An 11897-nucleotide genomic window follows, 5' to 3' on the forward strand; every position below is an offset into this window, starting at 1 on the left:
CCCGCCCCTTCCCGAACCGGGGCTCCGCCCCGGACCCCGCTCCCCAATCGCCGGAGGGGCTGGGTTGTGCCCCGGAGGGGCATCGATTCGCCCTCGTCAAGGAGGTCTCGTGAGTACGCCTTATCCCTTCACCGCCATCGTCGGGCAGGACGATCTCCGGCTCGGGCTGCTGCTCAACGCGGTGAGCCCCGCCGTCGGCGGCGTCCTCGTGCGCGGCGAGAAGGGCACCGCGAAGTCCACCGCCGTGCGCGCCCTGGCCGCCCTCATGCCGGAGGTGGCCGTCGTCCCCGGATGCCGGTTCTCCTGCGCCCCGGACGCGCCCGATCCGGCGTGTCCCGACGGGCCCCACGAGGCCGGGTCCGGCGTGTCGCGGGCCGCGCGGACCGTGGAGCTGCCCGTCGGCGCCTCCGAGGACCGGCTCGTCGGGGCGCTCGACATCGAGCGGGCGCTCGCCGAGGGCGTGAAGGCCTTCGAGCCGGGGCTGCTCGCCGACGCGCATCGCGGGATCCTGTACGTCGACGAGGTCAATCTCCTCCATGACCACCTGGTCGACCTGTTGCTGGACGCGGCCGCCATGGGTGCCTCGTACGTGGAGCGCGAAGGCGTCTCCGTACGGCATGCCGCGCGCTTCCTGCTGGTCGGGACCATGAACCCGGAGGAAGGGGAGCTCAGGCCCCAACTCCTCGACCGCTTCGGGCTGACCGTCGAGGTCGCCGCCTCCCGTGAGACCGATCTGCGGGTCGAGGTGGTGCGGCGGCGGCTCGCGTACGACGACGATCCGGCCGCCTTCGCCGCCCAGTGGGCCGACGAGGAAGCCGCGTTGCGGGCCAGGATCATCGGGGCGCGGGCACTGCTGCCGCAAGTACGGCTCGGTGACGGCGCGTTGCGGCAGATCGCTGCCACCTGCGCCGCCTTCGAGGTCGACGGGATGCGGGCCGACATCGTGATGGCCCGGACCGCCACGGCGCTCGCCGCCTGGGCGGGGCGTACCGATGTGCTCGCCGAGGACGTGCGGCAGGCCGCCCTGCTCGCGCTCCCCCACCGGCGCCGGCGCAATCCTTTCGACGCGCCGGGGCTCGACGAGGACAAGCTCGACGACACGCTGGAGCAGAACAGCTCCGAGGACGACGATCCGGACCCGGACGGGCCCGGTGGCGGGGGCCGGCCGCCGGAGGGCGACGGGCCCGACACGCCGCCGCAGGGCGAGGGCGGGGCCGACGACACGCCCGCGCAGTCCGTCCCCGAGCAGGGCGGGGAGAAGGAACAGGGGCCGACGGGCGGAAGCGGCGAGCAGCAGCCCGTGCGGGCCGGTGAGCCGTTCCGTACGAAGATGCTGAGCGTGCCCGGTCTGGGCGAGGGCGCGGCGGGGCGGCGGTCCCGGGCGCGTACCGAGCACGGGCGGACGACCGGTGCGCGGCGTCCGCAGGGTGCGCTGACCAAGCTGCATCTGGCCGCGACCGTGCAGGCCGCCGCCCCGCATCAACGGGCGCGGGGCCGGTCGGGCCGGGGGCTGGTGGTGCGGCGGGACGATCTGCGGCAGGCGGTGCGGGAAGGGCGCGAGGGGAACCTCGTGCTGTTCGTCGTGGACGCGTCCGGGTCGATGGCCGCCCGGCAGCGGATGACCGCTGTGAAGGGTGCGGTGCTGTCCCTGCTGATGGATGCCTACCAGCGGCGCGACAAGGTCGGGCTGATCACCTTCCGGGGCAAGGACGCCGAGGTGGTGCTGCCGCCGACGTCGTCCGTGGACGCGGCGGCCGCGCGGCTGGAGATGCTGCCGACCGGCGGGCGCACCCCGGTGGCCGCCGGGCTGCTGAAGGCCCATGACGTGCTGCGGGTGGAGCGGCTGCGCGATCCCTCGCGGCGGCCGTTGCTGGTCGTGGTGACCGACGGGCGGGCCACCGGGGGGCCGGAGCCGGTGGCGCTGGCCGCGCGGGCGGCGCGGCTGCATGAGGCCGATGGCATCGCCTCCGTCGTCGTGGACTGCGAGTCGGGGCCGGTGCGGCTCGGGCTCGCGGTGAGCCTCGCAGGCGAGCTGGGCGGCACCGCCGTCACGCTCGAGGAGCTGCGGGCAGAGTCGATCGCCGGGCTGGTCAAGGACGTTCAGAGCTACAGCAGGAGGGCCGCGTAATGCCGCAGGGACAGCCGACCACCGTGCCGGACGACGGGCTCACCACCCGGCAGCGCCGCAACCGGCCGCTGCTGGTGGTGCACACCGGTATCGGCAAGGGGAAGTCGACGGCTGCCTTCGGGCTCGCGCTGCGCGCCTGGAATCAGGGGTGGCCCATCGGGATCTTCCAGTTCGTGAAGTCGGCCAAGTGGAAGGTCGGCGAGGAGAACGCGCTGAAGGTCCTCGGCGCGAGCGGCGAGGGCGGGACCGTCGCCTGGCACAAGATGGGCGAGGGCTGGTCCTGGGTCCAGCGCGATCAGCAGCTGGACAACGAGGCGGCCGCGCGGGAGGGCTGGGAGCAGGTCAAGCGCGATCTGGCGGCGGAGACGTACCGGCTGTACGTCCTCGACGAGTTCGCCTACCCGATGCACTGGGGGTGGGTCGACACCGATGAGGTCGTCGAGGTGCTGCGCCGGCGGCCGGGCAGCCAGCACGTGGTGATCACCGGGCGCAACGCGCCCGCCGCGCTCGTGGACGCCGCCGACCTGGTCACCGACATGTCGAAGGTCAAGCACCCGATGGACGCCGGGCAGAAGGGCCAGAGGGGCATCGAGTGGTGAACGTTCCGCGCCTGGTCATTGCCGCGCCGTCGTCCGGCAGCGGCAAGACGACCGTCGCGACGGGTCTGATGGCCGCCTTCGCCGGGCGGGGGCTCGCCGTGTCCGGGCACAAGGTGGGGCCCGACTACATCGATCCGGGCTACCACACCCTTGCCACGGGGCGGCCGGGCCGCAATCTCGACGCGTACATGTGCGGGCCGGAGCTGATCGCTCCGCTGTTCGCGCACGGTGCGCAGCGGTGCGACCTGGCGGTCGTCGAGGGCGTGATGGGGCTGTACGACGGGGCGTCCGGGCAGGGTGAGCTCGCTTCGACCGCGCAGGTCGCGAAGTTGTTGCGGGCGCCGGTGGTGCTGGTCGTGGACGCGTCGTCGCAGTCGCGGTCCGTGGCGGCCCTCGTGCACGGCTTCGCCTCGTGGGACACGCAGGTGCGGATCGGCGGCGTGATCCTGAACAAGGTGGGGTCCGACCGGCACGAGGCGTTGCTGCGGGAGGCCCTGGACGAGTCCGGGGTGCCCGTGCTGGGGGTGTTGCGGCGGGCCGAGCAGGTGGCGGTGCCGTCGCGGCATCTGGGGCTGGTGCCGGTGGCTGAGCGGCGGGGCGATGCGGTGGGCGCTGTCGCGGCGATGCGGGGGCAGGTGGTGGCGGGGTGTGACCTGGACGCGGTCCTGGCTTTGGCACGGTCCGCGCCTCCCGTGCCGGGTGCGGTGTGGAGTGCGGCGGAGGCGGTGGGCGCCTGCGGCGGGCCTGTTCCCCTCCCCGCCCCTTCCCGTAACCGGGGGCTCCGCCCCCGGACCCCCGCTCCTCAAACGCCGGAGGGGCTGGAAAGCACGCCGGAGGGGATGGATCGGGCCCTGGAGGGGCTGGAAGGTACGCCGGCGAGGCCGGAAGTGGTGGTTGCCGTCGCCTCCGGGGCCGCGTTCACCTTCTCCTATGCCGAGCACAGTGAGTTGCTCACCGCCGCCGGGGCCACCGTCGTGCCGTTCGATCCGTTGCGGGACGAGGCGTTGCCCGAAGGGACGCGGGGGCTCGTCATAGGGGGCGGGTTTCCCGAGGTGTACGCGTCCGAGCTGTCGGCCAACGAGCCGTTGCGCAAGGCCGTTGCGGAGCTGGCGCTCTCGGGTGCTCCGGTGGCCGCCGAGTGTGCGGGGCTGCTGTATCTGGCGCGGTCGCTCGACGGGCTTCCGATGTGCGGGGTGCTGGACGCCGGGGCCCGGATGTCCGAGCGGCTGACGCTCGGCTACCGGGACGCCGTGGCGGTCTCCGACAGCGTGCTGGCGGCTACGGGGACGCGGATGCGCGGGCACGAGTTCCACCGCACCGTGCTGGAGCCCGGCGCCGGGGAGGCGCCGGCCTGGGGCATGCATCAGCCGGAGCGGCGCGTCGAGGGCTTTGTGCAGCAGGGCGTGCACGCGAGTTATCTGCATACGCATTGGGCTTCGGCGCCCGGAACGGCCCGCCGATTCGTGGAGAGGTGCAAAGGATGAACACACTGGTCGGGGTCGGGGTCGGTCCCGGTGATCCGGAGCTGGTGACCGTCAAGGGTGTCAACGCGCTGCGTGACGCCGCCGTTGTCGTGGTGCCCGTGATGGACACGGGTGAGCGGGGGCGTGCCGAGGCGACCGTGCTGCACTACGTCGGGGCCGAGAAGGTCGTGCGGGTCGTGTTCGCGCTCAACGAGCGGACGGACCGGGCGCGCCGGGAGGCTGCGTGGGACGCGGCGGGGGCGCGGGTCGCGGAGTTGCTGCGTACGCGTGGTTCGGTGGCGTTCGCGACGATCGGCGACCCCAATGTGTACTCGACGTTCACGTACCTCGCGCACACGATCGGTGAGCTGTTGCCGGGTACGGCCGTGGTGACGGTGCCGGGGATCACGGCGATGCAGGATCTGGCCGCGCGCAGCGGTGCGGTGCTGACCGAGGGCACCGAGCCGTTGACGCTGGTGCCGGTGACGGCGGGGGCCGCGGTGCTGAAGCAGGCGCTGGAGGGTCCGGGGACCGTCGTCGCGTACAAGTTCGGGCGGCTCGCCGAGGAGGTCGCCACGGCGTTGCGCGAGACGGGGCGGACCGAGGACGCGGTGTGGGGTTCGGCACTCGGGCTGCCGGAGGAGTCGATCCGGCCGGCGGCTGAGCTGGCGGACGGCCCGTTGCCGTATCTCTCCACGCTGATCGCGCCCGCGCCGCGCGACGGCGGGCGGGGCGGCAAGTTGTGAGCCGGTCACTGCGCGATGCCCACCACCAGCCAGATGAAGCCCACTCCGGCCACCGTGCACAGCAGGGTGGAGCGGGCCGGGTGGTCGTGGTGTGCCTCGGGCAGGATCTCGGCGGCGGCCAGGTAGAGGAGCGCGCCGCCGAAGAAGCCGAGATAGCAGCCGAGGAGTTCCTCCGGAAGGGTGAACAGGAGTGTCGTCGCCGCGCCGATGACGGGCGCCGCCGCGTCCGCGTACAGCATCGTCAGGGCCTTGCGGCGGTCGTTCCCGTACAGGCTGGTGATCGTGTACGTGTTGAAGCCGTCGGCGAAGTCGTGGGTGATGACGGCGAGCGCGACGGCCGCTCCCATGCCGCCGCCGACCTGGAAGGCCGCGCCGAGCGCCACGCCGTCCATCAGGCTGTGGCCGACCATCGCGGCCGCCGCCGTGAGCCCGACCTGGGGTACGCGTTCCTCGCCGGCCCCGTGTGCCGCCTGGCGTACCGCGAGCAGACGCTCCACCAGATGGGCGACGAGGAAGCCGCCCACGAACAGCAGCAGGGCGGCTGGTACGCCGAAGACGAGGCCGCCCGCGGCATCGATCGCCTCCGGCAGCAGGTCGAGGCCGACCACGCCGAGCATCAGTCCGCCGGCGAATCCGAGTACCAGGTGGCGGCGGTCGGTGACGCGCTGGGCGACCCAGCCGCCGGCCAGGGTCATCAGGAACGCGCCGAGCGCGACGAACACCGCCATGGGCTCTTGCTAGCCGATTGACCCCGGTGTGCGCATCTCCGGGTGCCCACGACCCTCTTCCCGTATGTCACTTCCCGAAAGGACCCGTCCCATGTCCGAAGCAGTCGACGCAGCCGCCGCGGTCGCCGCGCCCACCCGTGGCACCGTGACGTTCGTCGGTGCCGGCCCCGGCGCCGCCGATCTGCTGACCTTCCGGGCGGCGCGGGCCATCGCGGACGCCGACATCGTCATCTGGGCGGCCAGCCTGGTGCAGGCGGAGGTCCTCGATCACGCCCGGGAGGGTGCCGAGATCCTCGACTCCGCGCAGATGTCCCTCGAAGAGGTCGTCGCGGTGTACCGGCGTGCGGCGGACGAGGGGCTGAAGGTGGCGCGCATCCACTCCGGCGATCCGGCGCTGTGGGGCGGCACGCAGGAGCAGGTCGACCGGTGCGGTGAGCTGGGCGTCGCGGTCGAGATCGTGCCCGGTGTGTCGTCGTTCTCGGCGGTCGCGGCCATCGCGCAGCGCGAGCTGACGATCCCGGAGGTGGCGCAGTCGGTGATCCTGACCCGGCTCGGCGGCGGCAAGACGCCGATGCCGCCCGGTGAGGAGGTGCGGGAGTTCGCCCGGCACGGCACGACGATGGCGCTGTTCCTCTCGGCCGCCCGGTCCGGTCAGCTGACGCAGGAGCTGCTGGAGGGCGGCTACCCGACGTCCACGCCGGTCGTGATCGCGTACCAGGCGACGTGGCCGGAGGAGCTGATCCTGCACTGCACGATCGAGACGCTGGAGGCCACGGTCAAGGAGCACAAGCTCTGGAAGCACACGCTCTTCCTGGTCGGCCCGGCCCTGTCGGCGTCGGGGACCCGTTCGCACCTGTACCACCCGGGGCATTTCCACGGGTACCGCAAGGCCGACAAGGCGGCGCGGGCCGAGTTGCGCGCCCAGCGGTCCGGCTCGTGATCCGGGTCTTCGGTACGGGGACGGGGGCGCCGCTCTCCCCCGATGCCGTCCGGGCGCTGGCCGGGGCCACGCTGGTGGTCGGGGCCGGGCGTCATCTGGACGGTGCCGCACTGCCGGCGGATGCCGGGCGGGTGGTGCTGGGTCCGCTGGCCCCGGCGCTCGACCGGATCGGCGAGCACCTGGCCGGGAACGGTGCCCGGGTGGTGGTGCTCGCGTCCGGGGATCCGGGGTTCTTCGGGATCGTGCGGGCGCTGGCGGAGCGGTTCGGGCCCGCGGCGCTCGATGTGCGGCCGGGTGCGCCGTCGATCGCCGTGGCGTTCGCCCGGCTGGGCGTTCCGTGGGACGACGCGGTGGTCGTCAGCGCGCACGGGCGTGATCCGCGGACCGCGGTGAACGTGTGCCTCGCGCACCCCAAGGTCGCCGTGCTGACGGGGCCGGGCGCCGGGCCCGCGGAGCTGGCGGCCGGGCTGCTGCACCACAGCGAGGAACGCACCCTGGTCGTCGCGACGGCGCTCGGGGACCCGGAGCGCGAGCGCGTCGAGCGGCTCACGCCCCGGGAGGCGGCCGCCCGCCCGTGGCCGGATCCGGTGAGTGTGGTGCTGTGCCTGGACGAGTCGCGGGCCCTGTCTCCGGTACGGACGGTGGCGGGTCCGGCCGCGGGTCCGCCCGGATGGGCGCTGCACGAGGCGGAGTTCGCCCATCGCGACTCGATGATCACGAAGTTCGAGGTGCGGGCGCTGGCGCTGGCCCGGCTCGGGCCGCGTACCGGTGATCTGGTGTGGGACATCGGTGCCGGTTCGGGGTCGGTGGCGGTGGAGTGCGCGCGGCTCGGCGCGGCTGCCGTGGCCGTCGAGAAGACGGCGGACGGGGTCGAGCGGATCCGGGCGAACGCCGCGGCGCACGGCGTGTACGTGCGGGCGGTGCACGGTGCCGCGCCCATAGTGCTGTCCGATCTGGCGGACCCCGACGCGGTGTTCATCGGGGGCGGCGGCAGTGAGCTGCCCGCGATCGTGACGGCGTGCGCCCGGCGGGCTCGGCGTTCCGTGGTGGTCGCGGTGGCGGCCCTGGACCGGGTGGGGCCGGTGCGTACGGCGCTGGCCGCCGCCGGGTTCGAGCCCGAAGGGGTGCTGCTCCAGTCGTCCCGGCTGGCGCCGCTGCCCGGTGACGTGACCCGGCTCGCCGCGGCCAATCCGGTCTTTCTGCTGTGGGGCGTCCGCCCCGCGGTTCGTGCAAGTGAAGGAGCAATCCAGTGATCGGCCTGATCTCCGCCACGGCGGCGGGCGCCGTCGCCCGCGACCGGCTGGCCGCGGCCTGGCCCGGCCGCGCCGTGGTCTACGACGGCCCGGTGCGCGAGGCCGTGCGGCGGGCGTTCGCCGAGTGCGAGCAGCTGGTGTGCTTCCTGGCGACGGGGGCCGTGGTCCGGCTGGTCGCCCCGCTGCTCACGGACAAGTCGGCGGACCCCGGCGTCGTCTGCGTCGACGAGGCGGGGCGCCATGCGGTGGCCCTGCTCGGCGGGCACGCCGGCGGGGCGAACGCCCTGGCGGTGGCGGTCGGCGAGGTGCTGGGCGCGGCGCCGGTCGTGACGACGGCGACGGACGCGGTGGGCGTGCCCGGTCTCGACATGCTGGGGCTGCCCGTGGAGGGGGACGTCGCGGGGGTGTCGCGGGCGATGCTCGACGGTGCCCCGGTGGCCCTGCGGGCGGACGCGGTGTGGCCGTTGCCCGCCCTGCCGCCGAACGTGGGCCCGGCGAACCAGGGCGCGGCGGTGCTGCACCTCACCGACCGGGTCGTGGAGCTCGGGGCGCGGGAGGCCGTGGTGCGGCCGGCCTCGCTCGCCGTCGGGGTCGGCGCGTCCAGGGACGCGCCCGCCGACGAGGTGCTCGGGCTGATCCGGGACGCTCTGGAGGGGGCCGGTCTCTCGCCGTCGAGCATCGCGGAGCTGGTGACCGTGGACGCGAAGGCCGGGGAGCCGGGGATCGTGACCGCCGCCGCGGAACTCGGTGTGCCGCTGCGTACGTACCCGGCCGACGAGCTGGCCCGGATCCAGGTGCCGCACCCCTCCGACGCACCGCTCGCCGCCGTCGGCACACCCTCGGTGGCGGAGGCCGCGGCGCTCGCCGGAGGCGGTGAACTCCTCGTACCGAAGCGGAAGTCGCGGCCTGAGGGGCGGGCGGCGATGGCGACGTGCGCCGTGGTCCGCCGGACCCCGCGCGGGCGGCTCGCCGTCGTGGGGCTCGGCCCCGGGGCCCGCGATCTGCTGACGCCGCGCGCCCGCGACGAGCTGCGGCGGGCGTCGGTGCTGGTCGGGCTCGACCAGTACGTCGACCAGATCAGGGACCTGCTGCGGCCCGGCACCACGCTGCTGGAATCGGGGCTCGGCGCCGAGGAGGAGCGGGCCCGCACCGCGGTCGCCGAAGCGCGCAAGGGGCATGCGGTGGCGCTGATCGGCAGTGGTGACGCGGGTGTGTACGCGATGGCGTCGCCCGCGCTGGCCGAGGCGGGCGCGGACATCGATGTGGTGGGTGTGCCGGGGGTGACGGCCGCGCTGGCGGCGGCCGCGATCCTGGGCGCCCCGCTGGGCCACGACCATGTGTCGATCAGCCTCTCCGACCTGCACACGCCGTGGGAGGTCATCGAGCGCCGGGTACGGGCCGCGGCCGAGGCCGACATCATCGTCACGTTCTACAACCCGCGCAGCCGGGGCCGCGACTGGCAGCTGCCCAAGGCGCTGTCGATCCTGTCCGGGCACCGGGAGCCGGCCACGCCGGTCGGTGTCGTGCGCAACGCCTCGCGCCCCGACGAGTCCAGCCGGGTGACGTCGCTGGCGGCGCTGGACCCCGCGACCGTCGACATGATGACCGTCGTCACCGTCGGCAACACGGCCACCCGCGAGATCGCGGGCCGCATGGTCACCCCGCGCGGCTACCGCTGGCAGTCGGCCACGGCCGGCCCTGCCGGGGAGCCGGCCCCGTGATCCGCCCCGTGATCCGCCCCGTCGAACCTCGTCCCACCCCCCGTGAACATCAGGAGAGAGAACACGTGAACACCCCGTCCGCACAGCCCGCCCTGCTCATCGCCGGTCACGGCACCCGGGACGAGGGCGGGGCCGCCGCGTTCCGTGACTTCGTGGCCGAACTCGGCGCCCGTAACCCGCAGCTGCCCGTCGCGGGCGGATTCATCGAGCTGTCGCCGCCACCGCTCGGCGACGCCGTGACCGAGCTCGTCGAGCGGGGCGTCAAGCGCTTCGCCGCCGTTCCGCTGATGCTGGTGTCGGCCGGCCACGCCAAGGGCGACATCCCGGCGGCGCTGACCCGTGAGAAGGAGCGCCACCCGGGCATCTCGTACACCTACGGGCGTCCGCTCGGCCCGCACCCGGCGCTGCTGAAGGTGCTGGAGCGGCGGGTCGACGAGGTGCTGGGCGACACCGACCGTTCCGAGGTGACCGTCCTGCTGGTGGGGCGCGGTTCCACCGACCCGGACGCCAACGCCGAGGTGTACAAGGCGGCGAGGCTGTTCTGGGAGGGCCGGGGCTACGCGGGTGTGGAGACGGCGTTCGTCTCGCTGGCCGCCCCCGATGTGCCGTCCGGTCTGGACCGTTGCGTGAAGCTGGGTGCGGGGCGCATAGTCGTCCTGCCGTACTTCCTCTTCACCGGGATCCTGCCGGACCGGGTGCGTCACCAGACCGAGGAGTGGGCCGCCGCCCACCCGGAGCTCGACGTCCGGCCGGCCGAGGTGATCGGCGCCGCGGAGGAACTGCTCGAACTGGTCATGGAGCGCTACCGGGAGGCCGTCAAGGGCGATCTGCGGATGAACTGCGACTCTTGCGTGTACCGGATCGCACTGCCGGGCTTCGAGGACAAGGTGGGACTGCCGCAGCAGCCGCACTTCCACCCTGACGACGACGGCCATCACCACCACCCCCACCATGGCGGTCATGCACACTCCCACTGAACGCCCCGACGCGACAGGCGCGGGCGCGCACGATCTGCGGCACCACGGTGACGCGGAGGTACGGGGACGGGGCCGGGATCTGACCGATCTCGCCGTCAACGTACGGGCCGGTACCCCACCGGCCTGGCTGAAGGAGCGAATAGTCGCGTCCCTGGGCGAGCTCGCCGCCTATCCGGACGGGCGTCAGGCGCGTGCGGCGGTCGCCGCGCGGCACGGACTGCCGCCGGAACGAGTCCTGTTGACGGCCGGTGCGGCGGAGGCGTTCGTGCTGATCGCACGCGCGCTGCCGGCCCGGCGCCCGGTCGTCGTCCATCCGCAGTTCACCGAGCCGGAGGCGGCGCTGCGTGCGGCCGGGCACGAGGTGGGGCGGGTGCTGCTGCGGGCCGGGGACGGCTTCCGGCTGGATCCGGCCGCCGTACCGGCCGACGCGGACCTGGTGGTCATCGGCAATCCGACCAACCCGACGTCCGTGCTCCATCCGGCAGCCGTACTGGAGCGACTGGCACGTCCGGGGCGGACGCTGGTGGTCGACGAGGCGTTCATGGACGCGGTGCCGGGCGAGCGCGAGGCGCTGTGCGGCCGTACGGACATCCCGGGTCTCGTGGTCCTGCGCAGCCTCACCAAGACGTGGGGGCTGGCCGGGCTGCGGATCGGTTACGTGGCGGCCGCGCCGGAGACCGTGCGCAGGCTGGAGGAGGCGCAGCCGCTGTGGCCGGTGTCGTCCCCGGCGCTGGCGGCGGCCGAGGCGTGTGTGGAGCCGCGGGCGCTGGCCGAGGCGGCCGCGGCGGCGGACCGTGTCGTGGTGGACCGCTGCCATCTGGGCGCCGGGCTGCGGGAGTTCACCGAGATACACGTGGTGGAACCGGCGGAGGGACCGTTCGTGCTGATCCGGCTGGAGCGGGGCGCGGAGATACGCGAGCGGCTGCGGATGCTGGGCTTCGCGGCCCGGCGCGGCGATACGTTTCCGGGGCTCGGCCCCGAGTGGCTGCGGCTGGCCGTGCGGGACCGGACGACGACCAACCGTTTGGTGCAGGCGCTCGACCAGGCACTCCAGGCACTGACCACGGTCGGCCGGTGACACCCCCGACCGGGCGGCGAACGGGGCGGGCGCTGAGCGGGGCCGGGCGGCGAACGGGGCGGGCGGTGAGCGGGCCGGGCGGTGAGCGGGGCTTCCTGTGTGGAGCACTGCTCACGGTCCGGTGACCTGCACCGAATAGTGAGCGGTGCTTCATGTGCGGGTCACCGCTCACGGTCCGGTGACCTGCACCGAATGGTGAGCGGCGCTTCAGGTGCGGGTCACCGCTCACCAGGCGGTGACCCGCACCGAACGGTGAGCGGTGCT

General features: G+C 74.0%; 9 protein-coding genes and 1 pseudogene. 9 read left to right on the plus strand and 1 reads right to left on the minus strand.

All coding sequences use genetic code 11. From position 1 onward, the window contains the following. Positions 1-109: 109 nt before the first annotated feature. The 4 genes from OG782_RS08060 to cobI are packed head-to-tail and all read left to right on the plus strand — an operon-like array spanning position 110 to position 4936. Complete coding sequence (locus OG782_RS08060; protein ID WP_406448758.1) at positions 110-2128, plus strand: putative cobaltochelatase; 2019 nt, start codon at positions 110-112, stop codon at positions 2126-2128. After that, positions 2128-2727, plus strand: coding sequence for a cob(I)yrinic acid a,c-diamide adenosyltransferase (gene cobO / locus OG782_RS08065; RefSeq protein ID WP_406448760.1), 600 nt, complete (start codon positions 2128-2130; stop codon positions 2725-2727). The genes OG782_RS08060 and cobO overlap by 1 nt, the downstream gene beginning before the upstream one ends. Then, the gene (locus tag OG782_RS08070) at positions 2721-4211 is read left to right on the plus strand and encodes a cobyrinate a,c-diamide synthase (RefSeq protein WP_406448762.1); all 1491 of its coding nucleotides are present in this window, start codon (positions 2721-2723) and stop codon (positions 4209-4211) included. Before cobO ends, OG782_RS08070 begins: the two co-directional genes overlap by 7 nt. Then, positions 4208-4936, plus strand: coding sequence for a precorrin-2 C(20)-methyltransferase (gene cobI / locus OG782_RS08075; RefSeq protein ID WP_406448764.1), 729 nt, complete (start codon positions 4208-4210; stop codon positions 4934-4936). The genes OG782_RS08070 and cobI overlap by 4 nt, the downstream gene beginning before the upstream one ends. Positions 4937-4941: 5 nt before the next feature. Here the strand turns inward: cobI and OG782_RS08080 are convergent, their stop codons facing one another. Next, complete coding sequence (locus OG782_RS08080) at positions 4942-5664, minus strand: ZIP family metal transporter (RefSeq protein WP_406448766.1); 723 nt, start codon at positions 5662-5664, stop codon at positions 4942-4944. Positions 5665-5755: 91 nt separating this feature from the next. On the opposite strand from OG782_RS08080, the gene cobM reads away from it, so the two are divergent. From cobM to cobC, 5 genes and pseudogenes are all read left to right on the plus strand, one after another. Further along, positions 5756-6604 (plus strand): precorrin-4 C(11)-methyltransferase, encoded by an 849-nt coding sequence (gene cobM / locus OG782_RS08085; protein WP_406448768.1) that lies wholly within the window; start codon positions 5756-5758, stop codon positions 6602-6604. Next, a complete protein-coding gene (gene cbiE / locus OG782_RS08090; RefSeq protein WP_406448770.1) occupies positions 6601-7857 on the plus strand; it encodes a precorrin-6y C5,15-methyltransferase (decarboxylating) subunit CbiE in 1257 nt (418 codons plus the stop codon). Before cobM ends, cbiE begins: the two co-directional genes overlap by 4 nt. Next, positions 7854-9578 carry a precorrin-3B C(17)-methyltransferase gene (gene cobJ / locus OG782_RS08095; protein WP_406448772.1) on the plus strand — a complete coding sequence of 575 codons (1725 nt, stop codon included), beginning with the start codon at positions 7854-7856 and terminating at the stop codon, positions 9576-9578. The genes cbiE and cobJ overlap by 4 nt, the downstream gene beginning before the upstream one ends. Positions 9579-9643: 65 nt before the next feature. Further along, positions 9644-10555 (plus strand): sirohydrochlorin chelatase, encoded by a 912-nt coding sequence (locus tag OG782_RS08100; protein WP_406448774.1) that lies wholly within the window; start codon positions 9644-9646, stop codon positions 10553-10555. Further along, a pseudogene (cobC, locus tag OG782_RS08105) lies at positions 10524-11633 on the plus strand (Rv2231c family pyridoxal phosphate-dependent protein CobC); the annotation flags it as partial. The gene OG782_RS08100 and the pseudogene cobC, both read left to right, overlap by 32 nt. Positions 11634-11897 lie beyond the last annotated feature (264 nt).

Origin of the sequence: Streptomyces sp. NBC_00876, from assembly GCF_045207435.1 — a bacterium.
Lineage (GTDB): Bacteria > Actinomycetota > Actinomycetes > Streptomycetales > Streptomycetaceae > Streptomyces.